We start from the raw sequence: 16802 nt of genomic DNA, 5'->3' as shown, positions 1-16802 counted from the left end.
GCTCCCGGCCGGGTGGTGGTCAGGCCCTGCTGCGGCCGTTCAGCACGGCCAGCGGCGTGTCCGCCAGGCCCAGCTCACCCGCCTTGTCGAGCAGTTGCTTGAACTGCCCGGTGTTCTCGCCGCCCTGCTGCATCAGCTTCATCAGCAGGGCGGACACCGTGAGGTTCCGCACGTCGGAGGTGGTCACGGAGCCGAGGATCCGGCTCAGGTCGTCGGTGAAGCTCGCGGAGCCGTCCAGCCAGGGCCCGGCGAGGGCCTGCGCGGTCTCGGAGTGCTGGACGAAGCCGTCCACGCCCTTGCCGAGCGCGATGGACGACACCAGGCGGTCGAAGAAGACCGAGTCGCCGCCGACGATGTTGATGTCCGCGTTCTCCAGGCCGGTGGCGAGCACGGTGGCCTGGGCCTCGGCGACCTGCCGCTGCACGTCCAGACCGGCGAGCCGGACGTCCTTCTCGGCCTCCAGCCGCAGCCGGTACTCCTCGTGACCGCGGGACGCCTCGTCGAGCGCGGCCATCGCCGCCGCCTTCTCGGTGAGTCCTGCCGCCTCGGCGCGCAGCCTGCCCGAGACGGCCTCCGCCTCGGCGACCGCCTTGGCCCGGGCACCCTCGGCCTCCGCGCGCAGCCGGGCCTCGGTGGCCCCGGCCTCGGCACGGCCCGCCTTCTCGATGACCTCGGCCTCCTTGTCGCGCACCTGGACGGCGGCGAGGCCCTCGGCGGCGGACTCGGCCTGAACACCCTCCGCGAGCCGCAGCTTGGCCTTGGCGTCCAGGTCAGCCGTCTTCAACCGGGCCTCGGCCAGGGTGAGTTCCTCGGCGGCGCGGTGCGCGGCGGCCTGCTCGGCGGCCTCGGCGGCCTTGATGTCCTTGACCAGCTTCTCCTGTGCCTCGGCCTCCGCGGCGATGATCACGGCCTGACGCTGCCGCTCCGCCTCCTCGACGGCCCGCAGCCTCTTGATGGACTCCTCCTGCTCGGCGACCGTGCGGTCCACCGCCACGCGCTCGCGGATGACCTCGGCGATCTCCCGCTTCTCCGCCTCGACCTCCTTCTCCGCGGCGATCCGGGTCAGTTCGGTCTCCCGCTCCCGGGCGATGACCTCCAGCAGGCGGTCCTTCTCGATGCGCTCGCTCTCCACGGCGATGACCCGCTCGCGGTTCTTCGCGGCGACGGCGACCTCGCGGGCCTGGTTCTCCCGCTGCACGCCGAGCTGTTCCTCGGTGCGCAGGAAGGCGCTCTGCGCCCGCAGCCGCTCCTCCTCGACGACCCGCGCGGTCTCCGCCTCCTCGCGGGCGCGCACGGTCTCGATCTCCCGCCTCTGCTTGATCTCCGCGTCGGCCTGCCGGCGCTGCAGCTCCAGGATCGCCTCGCGCGCGTCGACGTCCTGCCGGGTGATCTCCTTCTCCTCGTTGCGCTGTGCCTCGTTGGTGCGGACGTGCTCCACCGCGGTCAGCTCGGTGATCTTGCGGATGCCCTGCGCGTCGAGGACGTTGCCGGGGTCGAGCTGGGTGAGCGGCGTCTGCTCCAGGTAGTCGATCGCGGCGTCCTCGAGGTGGTAGCCGTTCAGGTCGACGCCGATGACCTCGATGATGCGGTACCGCAGTTCCTCGCGCTTGGTGTAGAGGTCGGTGAAGTCCATCTGCTTGCCGACGGTCTTCAGCGCCTCGGAGAACTTGGCGTGGAACAGCTCCTGGAGCGTGTTGCGGTCACTGGCGCGGGCGGTGCCGACGGCCTGGGCGACCTTGACGACGTCCTCGACGGTCTTGTTGACCTTGACGAAGAACGTGATGCGGATGTCCGCCCGGATGTTGTCCCGGCAGATCAGTCCTTCCTTTCCGGCCCGGGTGATCTCGATGGTCTTCACCGAGATGTCCATCACCTCGGCCTTGTGCAGCACGGGCAGCACGACCGAGCCGGTGAAGGTCACGTCGACCTTGCGGAGCTTGGAAACGATCAGCGCCTTGCCCTGTTCCACCTTGCGGAACAGCTTGGTGACGAGCAGCAGACCGATGAGCACGAGCAACAGGGCGGCGCCGACGAGTACGGCGATGCCCACGGTGGCGGCATCCATGGGACACGTCCTTCTGGGCTGACTTACGGGCAGAAGTCGGATCTGTGACGGCGCCTCGTGTGCGGGGCGCCTCAAGGGTGTGGCGCCTCGTGTGCGGGGCGCCTCAAGGGTGGGAGGCCTCGCGTGCGGGCGAGGCGGTGACGTCAGGCGGTGGAGGAGACGGCGTCAGCCGTCCGCGCGGTTTCGCGCCGGGCGCGGAGGGTTGCCTTCCGCGTGGGGGCGCGCCGCGCCGCCCCGGTCCGCACCGCGCGTGCGCGGGGACCGGGACGGCCGGGGTTCGTCGGGGGCGGTGCGGTGCAGCGGCCCCGTGCGACGGGGGGCGGCCAGGCCGTCGGCGCTCTTCACGAAGCCGTGCATGCCCGCCCCCCCCTTCCGCACAACGTCTTTTCACACAAAGGCCGATGACGCACCGGCCGATGACGCACCGGTCGATGGCGTCGGGCAGCACCGCTCCCCTCCGGGTTCCGGCACGGACACCTGCCGGTGTCCGGCACCGGAACCTTCGCAGTGCTCCCCGCGAGCCATGCTGCCCGGCCGGGCCCGCACCGCGCATTGCCGGTTTCCGGCAAAGTTCACTAGGGTCTGCATGCCGGTGAGCTGCCATGGACGCATCAGGATTACGTCAAGACTCGAGGGGACGACGTGTCGGAACGAGAGATTCCGGAGCAGTATCTGAAGGGGTACGCCCAGATACTGGCCGAGGTCGCGGCCACGGGCAGACGCCTCACCCGCGACGAGCTCGCCTCCCGCCGCGCCCTCGGGGAACAGGCCGCGGAGGCCGGCTTCGGACTGCGCTCCCTCGTCATCGCCCACCTCGCCGCCGCGCGCGGCGCGTGGCCGTCCCGCGGCACGGACGCGGCCGACGGCGCGCTCTCGGCCGTGCAGCAGGTGGTGGACGCGTTCGCCGAGGGGTACGAGCGGGCACAGCGACTGGCGGTCCGTCAGGAGGAGGCGGCACGCCGGGAGTTCATCGACGACCTGCTCTACGGCCGCAGCGACCTGGGCCGGCTGGCCGAGCGCGCCGAGCGGTTCGGGCTGCGGCTGTCCCACGAGCACGCGGTCGCCGTCGCCCGCGGCCCCGTCGCCTACGAGGAGGGCGACCCGGTCCCCCGTCAGGTGGAGCGTGCCCTGGTCACCCGGTTCGGTGACCGCAGCATCCTGCTCACCACCAAGGACGGACGGCTGCTGTGCATCGCGCCCGGTCACCAGCGGGACGTGCTCACCCACTTCGCCAAGCAGGCGCACGCCGCCACCGACGGCGGCCAGGTGGCCATCGGCCGCCCACAGCCGGGACCGGGCGGGGTGGTGCAGTCGTACGAGGAGGCGCTGAACGCGCTGGAGATCGCCGAGCGGCTGGGCGTGGACGACCCGGTGCTGCGCGCCTCCGACCTGCTGGTCTACCCGGTGCTGGCCCGCGACCGGCAGGCCATGGCCGACCTGGTGCACCACACGCTGGGCCCGCTGACCGAGGCGCGCGGCGGGGCCGGGCCGCTGCTGGACACGCTCACCGCCTACTTCGACTCGGGCTGTGTCGCCGCCGAGGCGGCCCGGCGGCTGTCGCTGAGCGTGCGGGCGCTGACGTACCGGCTGGAGCGGATCCACCGGCTCACCGGCGCCGATCCCGGTGACCCGGCGCACCGTTACATGCTGCAGACGGCGGTCATCGGGGCCCGGCTGCTGGACTGGCCGGACTCGGCGGCCTGAGCGGCGCCGCTGCGCGGGGACGGCGCGGCGCGGGTCCTCGGGGCGGGGACCGTCAGGCAGGGCACCTGGGCGTCGCGGCCCCGGGCGGCGGCGTCCAGGACCCCGGCGACCTCGCGGGCGAGCGGCCGGCGGGCCGGGCGCAGGCCCAGCGGCACGAGGGGGCGGAGCGGACCGCGGCCGCGCGGGCGCACGATGACCGCCGCCTCCCGGTCGCCGCGGTCGCGCCCGGCGGCACGTCGGCGGGGGTGCTTCCGGGCCCTGCAGGCGCGGCCCGCCGGGGGCGCGTGGTCAGCCCTCGACGAGGGTGACGTCGTGGCGGCCGACGGCGTGCGGGACGGGGATGATCAGGAGTCCGCTGCCGCGCAGCTCCATCAGCGTGGCCTCCACCCGGGCCGGGCCCGCCGTCAGCGCGTTCCGCGGGGCCTTGCCGCTGTTCTGCCAGCGGTGCTCCTCTCCGTCGCACACCGCGACGGAGCCGCCGATGCCGTAGCTGACGTGGGGCGTGCTCTGGTTGACCGAGGAGCTGACGTAGACCGGGCCGGTGCCGTCGACGCAACGGTAGGTGCCGGTGAGGGTGACGGTGCCGTCGGCGGCGATCCCGCCCTCCGGGTCGACCGTCACGTACTCCGCGGGGGTGGACGGCGCGGCCGTCGCCGAGGGGGCCGCGGCGGCGGTGAGCAGCAGCAGCGCGGCGCCGGCCGCCGTGCCGAGGAGGGGGCGTACAGGCATGGGGAGACCTCCGAAGTGAGCGGAAGAGGGACCTCCAGCTGTACCCGCCGCACGGGGGCGCGGCCACTCATCGTCACCCTTCGGTGGCGGAGCCGCATCGGCCGTCGGGGAACCGTCCCGGCATCGTCCGCGGACCGTCACGGTCCCCGCGGGGCCGTTCCGGCGGGCGGTGCGGGCGGCGCATGGTCGTGGCGTACGACGTGTTCGGATCGTCCCACCGAAGTGGAGGTGCGCCATGTGTGCCCACCGGACGTCCTGCCCGCAGCCCGACTCCCCCGCCCCGCACGTGGTGGCCGCCCACCCCGAACAGGGGTGGAGCCTGCTGTGCGACGGCGCGATCGTCTTCGACGACACGGGGGAACTGCGGCCCGACGGCCGCGCGGTCGCCCCACGCCGGCTCCCGGCGGAAGGGCTCACGGTCACGGCCTGAGCACGGCCCGCGGCCGGAGCCGCACGTCGCGGGGCCGGAGCCGCGTACCGCCCCGGCCGGCGCATCGGTCACGGCCCCGCCCCGCTCGGGGCGCCACCGGCCCGACCGGCCGGAGACCGCACCCCGCCGCCACCCGCCTGCGGCACCACCCACGCGCCTGGACGCGGACCGCGGTCGTCGCGAGCGACGGTCGGCGCATCGGTCACGGCCCCACCCCGCTCGGGGCGCCACCGGCCCGACCGGCCGGAGACCGCACCCCGCCGCCCCCCCACCTGCGGCACCACCCACGCGCCTGGACGCGGACCGCGGTCGTCGCGAGCCCCGGCCGGCCCGACCGCTCGGGGTGCCGTCCGGCCTCACGGGCCGCCAGGCTCCCCTGCCCGGCCGGCCGTCTCCCGGCCACCGCCACGCGGCCGGCCCTCCGCACCCCCGGCCGCCCGGCGGTCGTCGTCCCACTCCGCCGCACGGCCGGCCCCGCCGTATGCCCGATCGCCGAGCGGCCCGCACCTGCTCCCCGACCGCCCCCGGTCGCCGTCCCACGCGGTCGCGCGGGGCCGGCGGCGCCCCGGGCCGACGGCCCGGCGGCGCGAGTCGGCGGGCCGCCCGCTCACCCCTCCGCCACGAACCACCGCAGCAGCGAGGCGAGCCGGCCGGGCCGGTCCCGCGCGATCAGGGTGCGGGTGTGCTTCAGTTCCACCAGGCGTCCCCGCGGCAGGAGTTCGGCCAGGAGGCGGCCGTGTTCGCGGGGCATCACCAGGTCCTCGGACGCCCAGACGACCAGGGCGGGGCGGTCGAAGTACCGCAGGCCCTGGGCGGCTTCGAGGAGTTCGGTGCGCCGGACGTGCGTGTGGTAGTGACGGACCTCGCGGCGGATCGCCGGGTCCGTGCGCAGGGGCCGCAGCCAGCGGTGGACGAGGTCGTCCGGCAGGGGGCGCCTGGTGAGCGCGCCGAAGCCCACGGGCAGCCGGCGCAGGGGTTTCCAGCCCAGGGCGCGGACCAGGAGCGGGATGCCGCCGGGGACGCGGCAGGCGAGGGCGATCGTCTTGCCGGGCAGGCCCGGCGGGTAGTTGTCGAAGGCCTCGCAGGAGATCAGCACCAGCCGGGCCAGCCGTTCGGGGTGCCGGGCGGCGACCGTCTGGGCGCGGCCGCAGTCGCTCTCGACGAGGGTGACGTCCCTGAGGTCCAGCCGGTCGAGGAACTCGGCGATCAGCTCGTTGACCAGGTCCGGTGTGGGCGGTCGGGTCATCGGCCTGCGGTGCGCCCCGTACGGGAGGGTCGGGGCGACGAGACGGTGGTCGGTGCGCAGTTCGGCGACGACGCCACGCCAGACGGAGGCGTCGTGCAGCAGGCCGTGCAGCAGCACGACCACCGGCCCCTCGCCGCCCGTGTCCTCGTACTCGACGGTGCCCGCGCTCAGCTCGATCTCCGGCATCGCCTCAGGCTAGGAGCAACGGCGCGACCTCGCCCGGCGGCTCACGGCAGCACGGCGAATCCGTCGAGTTCCACCCTCGCCCGTTCGTCCCACAGCCGGGCCACCTCCACGACCGCCATCGCCGGGTAGTCGCGGCCCGCCAGGTCCCGCCAGAGGCGGCCGAGCTCGCGGGCGTGCGCGCGGTAGGCGGCGACGTCGGTGGCGTAGACGGTGACGCGGGCCAGGTCGGCGGGGGTGCCGCCGGCGGCGCGGAGCGCGGTGAGCAGGTTGCCGAGGGCGCGTGCGAACTGCTCGGGCAGGGTGTCGCCGACGACCTTCCCGTCGCCGTCGAGGGCGGTCTGCCCGGCCAGGAACACCACGCGGGAGCCGGTGGCGACGACGGCGTGCGAGAAGCCGGCGGGCGGGGACAGGTCGGGCGGGTTGACGCGCTCGGCGGTCACCGGGCCTCCAGGGTCTTGTACAGCTCCTTGGCGATGATGCCGCGCTGGACCTCGCTCGCCCCCTCGTAGATGCGGGGGGCGCGGACCTCGCGGTAGAGGTGTTCGAGCAGATGGCCCCGGCACAGGGCGCGCGCGCCGTGCAGCTGCACGGCCGTGTCGACGACGAACTGGGCGGTCTCGGTGGCGAGCAGCTTCGCCATCGCGGAGCGCCGGGGCACGTCGGCGGCGCCCTCGTCGTACGCGGTGGCCGCCGCGTAGACCATCAGGCGGGCCGCCTCCGTGCGCACGGACATCTCGGCGACCTGGTGGGCGACGGACTGGAGGTCCTTGAGCCGGCCGCCGAACGCGTCGCGCCGGGCGGTGTGGGCGACGGTGGCGTCCAGGGCGGCCTGCGCCATCCCGACGGCGAAGGCGCCGACGCTGGGCCGGAACAGGTTGAGGGTGTCCATGGCGACCCGGAAGCCCGCGTCGGGCTCGCCGAGGACGTCGGCGGCGGTCACCGGCACGCCGTCGAAGCGCAGGGCGCCGAGGGCGTGCGGGGAGATCATGTCGAGGCGGCTGCCGGTGAGGCCGGGCCGGTCGGCGGGCACCAGGAAGGCGGTCACCCCGCGCGCCCCCGCGCCGGGGGTGGTGCGGGCGAAGACGGTGTAGAGGTCGGCGTCGGGGGCGTTGGAGATCCAGCACTTCTCGCCGGTGAGCCGCCACCCGTGCGGGCCGTCGCGTTCCGCGCTCAGGGACAGCGCGGCCGCGTCGGAGCCGGCGCCCGGTTCGGACAGGGCGAAGGCCGCGACCGCCGTGCCCTCGCTCACCCGGGGGATCCAGCGCTCGCGCTGTGCGGGGCTGCCGTGGGCGTGCACGGGGTGGGCGCCGAGGCCCTGGAGGGCGAGGGCGGTCTCCGCCTCGGTGCACGCCCGGGCGAGGGACTCGCGCATCAGGCACAGCTCCAGCGCGCCGGAGGCGAACAGCCGGGACAGCAGGCCGAGAGCGCCCAGCTCGACGACGAGGGGGCGGTTGACGCGGCCCGGTTCACCCTGGTCGGCGAGCGGGCGGAGCCGTTCGGCGGCCAGGGCGCGCAGCTCCGCGCACCGGGCGAGTTGTGCCGGTTCGAGCGAGAATGCGGTCACCGCCGGTCCCTTCCCTCGCCAGTGGGCCACCGCCGAGGTTATCGCGGGCCGTTGACTGCCGTCACCAACGCGATACGCTCCTGAGGCGAGCCCACCACGCCGAGGGGGCGCATCGACATGGGTCCACGGTTCACCGCGCACGTCGACACCTTCGCCCGCGACCGTCTCCCGCCACCGGACGAGTGGCCCGAGCTCCTCTTCGACCTGCCGGAGCTGCGCTACCCCGAGCGGCTGAACTGCGCCGCCGAGCTGCTGCGCGGCCACCCCGACGGCCGCCCGGCGTTCCGCACGCCCGACGGCGGGGTCTGGACGTACGGGGAGCTGCGTGCCCGGGTGGACCGGCTGGCCCATCTGCTCACCGGGGACCTCGGGGTGGTGCCCGGCAACCGGGTGCTGCTGCGCGGGCCCACCACGCCCTGGCTGGCCGCCTGCTGGCTGGCGGTGCTGAAGGCGGGCGCGGTCGCCGTCACCGTGCTGGCCCAGCAGCGGCCGCACGAGCTGGCCACCGTCTGCGCGCTCGCGAGGGTGCGGCACGCCCTGTGCGACGTCCGCTCCCTCGACGACCTGGTCGAGGCGGAGGTCCCGGACCTGCGCATCGCCGCGTTCGGCGGCGACGCGCGCGACGACCTGCTGCACCGCCCGGCGCCCGACGGCCCCTTCGACGCCGTGCCGACCGCCGCCGACGACGTCGCCCTGATCGCCTTCACCTCCGGCACCACCGGCAAGCCCAAGGGCTGCGTGCACGTCCACCGGGACGTGCCGGCGATCGCGGACACCTTCTCCCGGCACGTCCTGAAGCCGGTCGCCGACGACGTGTTCGCCGGCAGTCCCCCGCTGGGCTTCACCTTCGGCCTGGGCGGCCTGGTGGTGTTCCCGCTGCGCGCGGGCGCGAGCGCGCTGCTGCTCGAACAGGCCCACCCCTCACAGCTGCTGGCGGCGATCGCCGAGCACCGGGTGTCGGTGCTGTTCACCGCGCCCACCGCCTACCGCGCGATGCTGGCCGAGGCGGACGGGCACGACCTCTCCAGCCTGCGCCGCTGCGTCTCGGCGGGCGAGAACCTGCCGGCCGCGACCTGGCACGCCTGGCACGACCGCACCGGGCTGCGCCTCATCAACGGCATCGGCGCCACCGAACTGCTGCACATCTTCATCTCCGCCGCCGACGACGCCGCCCGCCCCGGCGCCACCGGCGTCCCGGTGCCCGGCTGGCAGGCGCGCGTGCAGGACGCGGACGGCGTCCCGGTGCCCGACGGGCGACCCGGACTGCTGGCGGTGCGCGGCCCCGTCGGCTGCCGCTACCTGGCCGACCCGCGCCAGCGGGACTACGTGCGGGACGGCTGGAACGTCACCGGCGACACGTACGTCCGCGACCCCGACGGCTACTTCCGGTACGTGGCCCGCGCCGACGACATGATCATCTCGGCCGGGTACAACATCGCCGGGCCGGAGGTCGAGGACGCCCTGCTGCGCCATCCGGACGTGGTGGAGGCGGCCGTGGTCGGGCGTCCCGACGAGGCGCGCGGCCAGGTCGTGGTGGCGTACGCGGTGCTCGAGGAGGGGGCGGAGCGGGACGCGGAGGCGCTGCGGGCCTTCGTGAAGTCGGAGCTGGCGCCCTACAAGTGCCCGCGGGAGATCGTCTTCCTGGACGCGCTGCCGCGCACGGCCACCGGCAAGCTCCAGCGGTTCCGGCTGCGCTCCGGCGCCGGCACCGGAGACGACCGGGGCTGATGCCGGGGAAGCCGGCCCACGGGCACGACCTAAGATGATCAACGTGTCCGACCAGCATGCTCCACGGTCTCTCATCGTCACGCTCTACGGCGCCTACGGCCGCTTCGTGCCGGGCCCGGTGCCCGTCGCGGAGCTGATCCGGCTGCTGGCCGCCGTCGGCGTGGACGCCCCGTCCGTGCGTTCCTCCGTGTCCCGGCTCAAGCGCCGCGGACTGCTGCTCCCGGCCCGCACCGACCGGGGCGCGGCCGGCTACGCACTGTCCCGTGAGGCACGCCAGTTGCTGGAGGACGGCGACCGCCGCATCTACGCCACCGCGCCGCCCGGCGACGAGGGCTGGGTGCTCGCGGTGTTCTCGGTGCCGGAGTCGGAGCGGCAGAAGCGGCACCTGCTGCGCTCCCGGCTGGCCGGTCTCGGCTTCGGCACGGCGGCGCCCGGCGTGTGGATCGCCCCCGCCCGGTTGTACGAGGAGACCCGGCACACCCTGGAACGCCTGCGGCTCGACGGGTACGTCGACCTGTTCCGCGGCGAGCACCTCGGGTTCGCGCCCACGGCGGAGGCGGTGGCCCGCTGGTGGGACCTGAAGGCGATCGCGGAGCGGCACGAGGCGTTCCTGGCGCGGCACGCGCCGGTCCTGCGCGCCTGGGAACGGCGCGCGGACACCCCGCCCGAGGAGGCCTACCGCGACTACCTCCTCGCCCTGGACTCCTGGCGCCACCTCCCCTACACCGACCCGGGCCTGCCCGCCGCCCTGCTCCCCCCGGACTGGCCCGGCGCCCGCTCGGCGTCCGTCTTCCGGGCGCTGCACGAGCGGCTGCGCGACGCGGGGGCGCGGTTCGCCGGCCCCGCGGCGGACACCGAGGAGGGCTGAGGCGTCCCCTGGGTCACGCTCCGGGCGCCGGGGCCTCCGCGAGCGGCGGGCCGGAGAGGGTGAGCCGGGGCTTGGGGGCGTCGGTGCGGCCGGTGCGCGGCGGGCGGCTGCCCGCCCGGTACTGCGGCGGCCAGACCACGCCCGGACCCTCGTAGCCCTGCTCGGCCGCCGCGTGCAGCGTCCAGTGCGGGTCGTACAGGTGCGGGCGGGCCAGCGCGCACAGGTCCGTCCGTCCGGCGAGGATCAGGGAGTTGACGTCGTCCCAGGAGGAGATCGCGCCGACCGCGATCACCGGGACGCGGGCCTCGTTGCGCACCCGGTCGGCGAACGGCGTCTGGTACGAGCGGCCGAACTCCGGCTGCTCGTCGGCGACGACCTGGCCGGTGGACACGTCGATCGCGTCGGCCCCGTGCTCGGCGAAGGCGCGCGCGATCGCGACCGCCTCCTGTGCCGTCGTGCCGCCCTCCGCCCAGTCGGTCGCGGAGATCCGCACGGTCATCGGCCGGTCCTCCGGCCACACCGCCCGCACCGCGTCGAACACCTCCAGCGGGAAGCGCAGCCGCTTCTCCGGGGAGCCGCCGTAGGCGTCGGTGCGCCGGTTGGTCAGCGGGGAGAGGAAGCCGGAGAGCAGGTAGCCGTGCGCGCAGTGCAGTTCGAGCAGGTCGAACCCGGCCCGCGCGGCCCGTACCGCGGCGGACGTGAACTGTTCGCGCAGGTCGGTCAGTTGTGCGCGGGACAGTTCGCGGGGTGTCTGGCTGCCCGGCCTGTACGGCAGCGGGGAGGCGGCGACGAGGGGCCAGTTGCCGTCGTCCAGCGGCTCGTCCATGCCCTCCCACATCAGCTTGGTCGAGCCCTTGCGGCCGCTGTGGCCGAGCTGCACACCGACGGCAGTGCCGGGCGCGCGGGTGTGCACGAAGTCGGTGATCCGCCGCCACGCCTCCGCCTGCCGTCCGCTCCACAGGCCGGCGCAGCCGGGGGTGATGCGGCCCTCCGGGCTGACGCACACCATCTCGGTCATCACCAGTCCCGCGCCGCCCAGCGCGCGGGCGCCGAGGTGGACGAGGTGGAAGTCGCCGGGCAGGCCGTCGACGGCCGAGTACATGTCCATCGGCGAGACCACCACACGGTTGCGCAGGGTGAGTCCGCGCAGCCGGAACGGGGTGAACATCGGGGGCGTCCCCGGCGGGCAGCCGAACCCGCGCTCCACGGCCTCGGTGAACCGGGCGTCGCGCAGCCGCAGGTTGTCGTGGGTGACGCGGCGGCTGCGGGTGAGCAGGTTGAAGGCGAACTGGCGCGGCGGCTGGTGCAGATAGAGGGCGAGGTTCTCGAACCACTCCAGGCTGGCGCGGGCCGCGCGCTGGGTGGAGGCGACGACCGGCAGCCGTTCCGTCTCGTAGGCGTGGAGGGCGTCGGTGAGCGTGGGCCGCTCGCTCAGGCAGGCGGCGAGGGCGAGCGCGTCCTCCACGGCCAGCTTGGTGCCGGAGCCGATGGAGAAGTGGGCGGTGTGGGCGGCGTCGCCGAGCAGCACGACGTTGCCGTGCGACCAGCGTTCGTTGACGACCGTGCGGAAGGTGGTCCAGGCGGAGTTGTGGGAGCGCAGGGGGCGGCCGCCGAGCGCGTCGGCGAAGATCTCGGCGCAGCGTCCGACGGACTCGGCCTCGTCGGCCTCGTCGAACCCGGCGGCCCGCCACACCTCTTCGCGCATCTCCACGATCACGGTGGAGGCGTCGGCGGAGAAGGGGTAGCCGTGGAGCTGCATCACGCCGTGCCCGGTCTCGGCGATCTCGAAGCGGAAGGCGTCGAAGGGGACGTCGGCGGCCAGCCAGACGTAGCGGCAGCGGTGCTCGGTGACGCGGGGGCGGAAGACGTCCGCGAAGGCGGTGCGGGTGGTGCTGTGGACGCCGTCGGCGGCGATCACCAGGTCGTGGGTCTCCGCGAGGCGGGCCGGGTCGGGGGCCTCCTCACGGAAGCGGAGTTCGACGCCGAGGGAGCGGCAGCGGTCGTGGAGGATCTCCAGCAGGCGGTGCCGGCCGAGGGCGGCGAAGCGGTGTCCTGTGGAGGTGTGGCGGGCGCCCCGGTGGACGATGTCGATGTCGTCCCAGCGGACGAATTCCGCGTGCAGGGCGGAGTGGACCTCCGGGTCCGCGTGTTCGATGCCGCCGAGGGTCTCGTCGGAGAGGACCACTCCGAAGCCGAAGGTGTCGTCCGGGGCGTTGCGTTCCCAGACGGTGATGTCCCGGTTCGGGTCCAGGCGTTTGAGGAGGGCGGCGGCGTAGAGGCCTCCGGGGCCTCCGCCCACGACGGCCACGCGCAGGTGCGGCGCCGCCGTGGTCGCTCGCGCGGTTCCCCGCGCCCCCGAGGGGGTCGTCAGCACCGAGGTCACCTCCCTCGCCACTTCGGGGGGCGCTTCTGCGTGAAGGCCGCGTGGAACTCGGCGTAGTCCTCGCCGGTCATCAGGAGGGCCTGGGTGGACGCGTCCAGTTCGACCGCTGCCGCGAGCGGCATGTCCAGTTCGGCCGTGAGCAGGGCTTTGGTCCGGGCATGGGCCAGGGCGGGGCCGTCGGCGAGGCGGCGGGCCAGCTCGCGGGCCGCCGGGTCCGCGCCGCCCTCCTCGGCGAGCGCGCTGACCAGGCCGATCCGCTCGGCCTCCGGGGCGTGCACCGGCTCGCCCAGCATCAGCAGGCGGGTGGCGTGGCCCAGGCCGACGACCCGGGGCAGCAGGTAGGCCGCGCCCATGTCGCCGCCGGACAGGCCGACCCGGGTGAACAGGAAGGCGAAGCGGGCGGTGGGGTCGGCCACCCGGAAGTCCGCGGCCAGGGCGAGGACCGCGCCCGCGCCCGCCGCCACCCCGTGCACCGCGGCGATCACCGGGAACGGGCACTCCCGTACCGCCCGCACGACCTGGCCGGTCATCCGGTTGAAGTCGAGGAGCTGGGCGGTGTCCATGGAGAGGGTCGCGCCGATGATCTCGTCGACGTCGCCGCCGGAGCAGAAGCCGCGGCCCTCGCCGCCCAGCACCAGGGCGCGGACGGCCCGCTCCCGGGACAGCTCGGCGAGCAGGTCGCGCAGGTCGGCGTAGGCGCCGAAGGTGAGCGCGTTCAGCTTGCCGGGGCGGGCGAGGGTGACGTGGGCGACGCCGTCGGCGAGCTCGACGCGCAGGTGCTCCCAGTGCGCGGTGCGGGCGGCGGAGCCGGTGAAGGGACTCATGAGGGCGGCCTCCTCGGGCGGGCACTGCGCGGCTCAGTGAGGTCTGCCCCTCGAAGCTATCACCGTTTGGTGACTGTCGTCACGAGTGCGCGATACGCCGTTCGGACGCCGTCACGCGCGTCACGGACCCTCGACGCGTCGGCGGCAGGGCGGACGGGCGGGCGAGGCGGCGCGTCCGGCGGGGCTCCGGCGCCACCCCCCTCCCGGGGGCGGGGCCGGACGGGGCGCGCCGTACCATGGGCACGCGAACACGGAGCGCCCGCTCCATGAACGGAAACACTGTGTACGAACCCCCCGCCCCCGCCTCCTGGCGCTTCGCGCTGCCGCACACCACCGCGGCCGTGCCCGTCGCGCGTGCCCTGGTGCGCACCGCGCTGGCCGAGCGGGAGCACTCCGCCGACTGCGACACGGCGGAGCTGCTGACGGCGGAGCTGGTGGCGAACGCCGTGGAGCACACCCCCGGCGCCACCCCGATCGAGCTGGTCCTGCGGATGCTGCCGAGCGGCTTCCAGGTGGAGGTGCACGACGCGGACCCGGAGCCGCCCGGCGACCTCACCCGCCCCGACCTGGAGCTGCCCGACCCGTGGCAGGAGCACGGGCGCGGGCTGCTGCTGATCCGCACGCTCAGCTCGTCGTGCGGACACCGCCCCACCGAGTCCGGCAAGGCGGTGTGGTTCCGGCTGCCCGGGCAGCGGCGCCCGGTCTGACGCGGACCCTCAGGCGAGGGTGGCGACCAGGACCGCCTTGATGGTGTGCATGCGGTTCTCGGCCTCGTCGAAGACCAGCGAGTGCGCCGACTCGAACACCTCGTCGGTCACCTCCAGCGACTCCAGGCCGTGCGCCTCGTACACGTCCCGCCCGACCGCGGTGCCCAGGTCGTGGAAGGCCGGCAGGCAGTGCAGGAAGCCGACGTCCGGGTTGCCGGTGGCGCGCAGCACGTCCATGGTCACCGCGTACGGCGCGAGGGCGGCGATCCGCTCGCCCCAGACCTCCTTGGGCTCCCCCATGGACACCCACACGTCGGTGGCGACGAAGTCGGCGCCCGCCACACCCTCGGCGATCTCCTCGGTGAGGGTGATCCGGGCCCCGCTGACGGCGGCCAGCTCGCGGGCGCGGTCGACGACCTCCTGCGCGGGCCAGTACGTCTTGGGGGCGACGACCCGCACGTCCATGCCGAGCAGGGCCGCGGTGACCAGGTAGGAGTTGCCCATGTTGAAGCGGGCGTCACCGAGGTAGGCGAAGGCGATCCCGGTGAGCGGCTTGTCGCTGTGCTCGGTCATGGTGAGCACGTCGGCGAGCATCTGGGTGGGGTGCCAGTCGTCGGTGAGCCCGTTGTAGACGGGCACGCCCGCGTACGCGGCCAGCTCCTCGACCTTGGCCTGGCTGTCGCCCCGGTACTCGATCCCGTCGTACATCCGGCCCAGCACGCGGGCGGTGTCCCTCACCGACTCCTTGTGGCCCATCTGCGAGCCGGAGGGGTCGAGGTACGTCGTCGAGGCCCCCTGGTCGGCGGCGGCGACCTCGAAGGCGCAGCGGGTGCGGGTCGAGGTCTTCTCGAAGATCAGCGCGATGTTCTTCCCGCGCAGGTACGGCGTCTCGGTCCCGGCCCGCTTGGCGGCCTTCAGCTCCGCGGCCAGCTCCAGCAGGCCGCAGAACTCCTCCGCGGTGAAGTCGACCTCCTTGAGGAAGTGACGGCCGGCGAGGGGGGTCGGGACTGTCGCCATGGGGCGCTCCGTAACTGGGGGACACGAACCATGGAAGTCTATACGACGCACCGTAATTCTATACAGCACCCCTCATGCGGCGCCCCTCATACGGCGTCCCGCTCGACCGGGCAGCTCATGCAGCGCGGCCCGCCCCGGCCCCGGCCCAGCTCGCTGCCCGGGATCTCTATCACCTCGATGCCCTGTTTCCGCAGGTGGGTGTTTGTGGTGACGTTCCGCTCGTAGGCGACGACCACGCCCGGTTCGACGGCGAGCACGTTGCAGCCGTCGTCCCACTGCTCCCGCTCGGCCGCGTGCACGTCCTGGGTGGCGGTGAGCACCCGGATCTCGCTCAGGCCGAGCGCGGCGGCGATCGCCCGGTGCATGTGCTCCGGCGGATGGTCGGTGACCTTCAGTTCCTTCTCGTCGACGCCCGGCTCGATGGTGTACGAGCGGAGCATGCCGAGGCCCGCGTACTGGGTGAAGGTGTCGCCGTCGACCATGGTCATCACGGTGTCGAGGTGCATCAGGGCGCGTCTCTTCGGCATGTCGAGGGCGACGATGGTGCGCGCCGAGCCCGCCGCGAACAGCTTGTGCGCGAGCATCTCCACGGCCTGCGGGGTGGTCCGCTCGCTCATCCCGATCAGCACCGCGCCGTTGCCGATCACCAGCACGTCCCCGCCCTCGATGGTGGACGGGTAGTCGGCCTGCCCCTCGGACCAGAGGGAGAAGGGCGCGTCCCGGAACAGCGGGTGGTGCCGGTAGATCGCCTCGAAGTGCACCGCCTCGCGCTGCCGGGCCGGCCACCGCATGGCGTTGATGGCGACGCCGTCGTAGATCCAGGCGGAGGTGTCGCGGGTGAAGAGGTGGTTGGGCAGCGGGCGGAGCAGGAAGTCGTCCAGCTCCATCACGTGGAAGCGCACGGAGACCGGCTCGGGGTGGGAGTCGAGGAACTCCCGCTTGGTCATCCCGCCGACCAGCACCTCGGCCAGCTCCCGCGCGGGCAGCGCCTCGAACGTGGCGCGCAGGTGGTCGGTGGCCAGCGGGCCGTACTCCTTCTCGTCGAAGACCCGGTCCAGCACGAGCGCGCGCGCCTCGGGCAGCTCCAGCGTCTCGGTGAGCAGGTCGCCGAAGAGGTGGACGGCGACGCCCCGGTCGCGCAGCACGTCCGCGAAGCCGTCGTGCTCCGCGCGCGCCCGGCGCACCCAGAGCACGTCGTCGAAGAGCAGGGCGTCCTTGTTGCTCGGGGTGAGCCTCTTGAGCTCGAGATCGGGCCGGTGCAGGATCACGCGGCGCAGCCGCCCGACCTCGGAGTCGACGTGGTAGGTCATGCCTCCATCCTGACCGCCCCGGCCCGGGTTCATCCCTGCTC

At 74.4% G+C, this 16802-nt stretch carries 14 protein-coding genes; 5 read left to right on the top strand and 9 right to left on the bottom strand.

Annotated features, from left to right (window positions below; translation table 11 throughout):
- Positions 1 to 19: 19 nt before the first annotated feature.
- Positions 20 to 2065 (bottom strand): SPFH domain-containing protein, encoded by a 2046-nt coding sequence (locus ACWH4W_RS15270; protein ID WP_473076271.1) that lies wholly within the window; start codon positions 2063 to 2065, stop codon positions 20 to 22.
- A 642-nt stretch (positions 2066 to 2707) separates the two neighbouring features.
- Between ACWH4W_RS15270 and ACWH4W_RS15265 the strand changes: the two genes are divergently transcribed.
- Positions 2708 to 3769, top strand: a complete 1062-nt coding sequence (locus ACWH4W_RS15265; RefSeq protein ID WP_473076270.1) for a PucR family transcriptional regulator — start codon at positions 2708 to 2710, stop codon at positions 3767 to 3769.
- Between the two features lie 288 nt (positions 3770 to 4057).
- On the opposite strand, the gene ACWH4W_RS15260 is transcribed toward ACWH4W_RS15265, so the two are convergent.
- Positions 4058 to 4498: a DUF6299 family protein gene (locus ACWH4W_RS15260; RefSeq protein ID WP_473076269.1), complete on the bottom strand. Its 441-nt coding sequence runs from the start codon at positions 4496 to 4498 to the stop codon at positions 4058 to 4060.
- A gap of 235 nt (positions 4499 to 4733) precedes the next feature.
- On the opposite strand from ACWH4W_RS15260, the gene ACWH4W_RS15255 reads away from it, so the two are divergent.
- Positions 4734 to 4928 carry a DUF5999 family protein gene (locus ACWH4W_RS15255; RefSeq protein WP_473076268.1) on the top strand — a complete coding sequence of 65 codons (195 nt, stop codon included), beginning with the start codon at positions 4734 to 4736 and terminating at the stop codon, positions 4926 to 4928.
- Positions 4929 to 5535: 607 nt separating this feature from the next.
- On the opposite strand, the gene ACWH4W_RS15250 is transcribed toward ACWH4W_RS15255, so the two are convergent.
- The 3 genes from ACWH4W_RS15250 to ACWH4W_RS15240 are packed head-to-tail and all read right to left on the bottom strand — an operon-like array spanning position 5536 to position 7924.
- A complete protein-coding gene (locus ACWH4W_RS15250; protein WP_473076267.1) occupies positions 5536 to 6360 on the bottom strand; it encodes an alpha/beta fold hydrolase in 825 nt (274 codons plus the stop codon).
- Positions 6361 to 6401: 41 nt separating this feature from the next.
- On the bottom strand, positions 6402 to 6800 hold the full coding sequence (locus ACWH4W_RS15245) for a RidA family protein (RefSeq protein WP_473076266.1): 399 nt from the start codon (positions 6798 to 6800) through the stop codon (positions 6402 to 6404).
- On the bottom strand, positions 6797 to 7924 hold the full coding sequence (locus tag ACWH4W_RS15240) for an acyl-CoA dehydrogenase family protein (RefSeq protein ID WP_473076265.1): 1128 nt from the start codon (positions 7922 to 7924) through the stop codon (positions 6797 to 6799). The genes ACWH4W_RS15245 and ACWH4W_RS15240 overlap by 4 nt, the downstream gene beginning before the upstream one ends.
- Positions 7925 to 8041: 117 nt before the next feature.
- Between ACWH4W_RS15240 and ACWH4W_RS15235 the strand changes: the two genes are divergently transcribed.
- The gene (locus ACWH4W_RS15235) at positions 8042 to 9652 is read left to right on the top strand and encodes an AMP-binding protein (protein ID WP_473076264.1); all 1611 of its coding nucleotides are present in this window, start codon (positions 8042 to 8044) and stop codon (positions 9650 to 9652) included.
- Between the two features lie 34 nt (positions 9653 to 9686).
- Complete coding sequence (locus tag ACWH4W_RS15230; protein WP_473076263.1) at positions 9687 to 10520, top strand: PaaX family transcriptional regulator; 834 nt, start codon at positions 9687 to 9689, stop codon at positions 10518 to 10520.
- A gap of 13 nt (positions 10521 to 10533) precedes the next feature.
- Here the strand turns inward: ACWH4W_RS15230 and ACWH4W_RS15225 are convergent, their stop codons facing one another.
- Both ACWH4W_RS15225 and ACWH4W_RS15220 read right to left on the bottom strand, forming a co-directional pair.
- Entirely contained in the window at positions 10534 to 12891 is a 2358-nt protein-coding gene (locus tag ACWH4W_RS15225) for a bifunctional salicylyl-CoA 5-hydroxylase/oxidoreductase (RefSeq protein WP_473077504.1), read from the bottom strand.
- An 8-nt stretch (positions 12892 to 12899) separates the two neighbouring features.
- Positions 12900 to 13727, bottom strand: a complete 828-nt coding sequence (locus ACWH4W_RS15220; protein WP_473076262.1) for an enoyl-CoA hydratase family protein — start codon at positions 13725 to 13727, stop codon at positions 12900 to 12902.
- A 266-nt stretch (positions 13728 to 13993) separates the two neighbouring features.
- On the opposite strand from ACWH4W_RS15220, the gene ACWH4W_RS15215 reads away from it, so the two are divergent.
- Positions 13994 to 14434: an ATP-binding protein gene (locus ACWH4W_RS15215; protein ID WP_473076261.1), complete on the top strand. Its 441-nt coding sequence runs from the start codon at positions 13994 to 13996 to the stop codon at positions 14432 to 14434.
- Between the two features lie 9 nt (positions 14435 to 14443).
- On the opposite strand, the gene argF is transcribed toward ACWH4W_RS15215, so the two are convergent.
- Positions 14444 to 15451 carry an ornithine carbamoyltransferase gene (gene argF / locus ACWH4W_RS15210; protein WP_473076260.1) on the bottom strand — a complete coding sequence of 336 codons (1008 nt, stop codon included), beginning with the start codon at positions 15449 to 15451 and terminating at the stop codon, positions 14444 to 14446.
- An 86-nt stretch (positions 15452 to 15537) separates the two neighbouring features.
- The gene (locus tag ACWH4W_RS15205; RefSeq protein ID WP_473076259.1) at positions 15538 to 16761 is read right to left on the bottom strand and encodes an arginine deiminase; all 1224 of its coding nucleotides are present in this window, start codon (positions 16759 to 16761) and stop codon (positions 15538 to 15540) included.
- Positions 16762 to 16802: the final 41 nt, after the last annotated feature.

The sequence above is a fragment of the Streptomyces sp. DSM 120436 genome, assembly GCF_055778765.1.
Note: the sequence above shows the minus strand (reverse complement) of the source record. Positions and strands in the feature narration are given on the sequence as shown.

What these genes read in the sequence shown, in the direction of transcription:
- ACWH4W_RS15270 (WP_473076271.1), bottom strand. Translation starts at nt 2,065, where the DNA reads ATGGATGCCGCCACCGTGGGCATCGCCGTACTCGTCGGCGCCGCCCTG.
- ACWH4W_RS15260 (WP_473076269.1), bottom strand. Translation starts at nt 4,498, where the DNA reads ATGCCTGTACGCCCCCTCCTCGGCACGGCGGCCGGCGCCGCGCTGCTG.
- ACWH4W_RS15255 (WP_473076268.1), top strand. Translation starts at nt 4,734, where the DNA reads ATGTGTGCCCACCGGACGTCCTGCCCGCAGCCCGACTCCCCCGCCCCG.
- ACWH4W_RS15250 (WP_473076267.1), bottom strand. Translation starts at nt 6,360, where the DNA reads ATGCCGGAGATCGAGCTGAGCGCGGGCACCGTCGAGTACGAGGACACG.
- ACWH4W_RS15235 (WP_473076264.1), top strand. Translation starts at nt 8,042, where the DNA reads ATGGGTCCACGGTTCACCGCGCACGTCGACACCTTCGCCCGCGACCGT.
- ACWH4W_RS15230 (WP_473076263.1), top strand. Translation starts at nt 9,687, where the DNA reads ATGATCAACGTGTCCGACCAGCATGCTCCACGGTCTCTCATCGTCACG.
- ACWH4W_RS15220 (WP_473076262.1), bottom strand. Translation starts at nt 13,727, where the DNA reads ATGAGTCCCTTCACCGGCTCCGCCGCCCGCACCGCGCACTGGGAGCAC.
- ACWH4W_RS15215 (WP_473076261.1), top strand. Translation starts at nt 13,994, where the DNA reads ATGAACGGAAACACTGTGTACGAACCCCCCGCCCCCGCCTCCTGGCGC.
- argF (WP_473076260.1), bottom strand. Translation starts at nt 15,451, where the DNA reads ATGGCGACAGTCCCGACCCCCCTCGCCGGCCGTCACTTCCTCAAGGAG.
- ACWH4W_RS15205 (WP_473076259.1), bottom strand. Translation starts at nt 16,761, where the DNA reads ATGACCTACCACGTCGACTCCGAGGTCGGGCGGCTGCGCCGCGTGATC.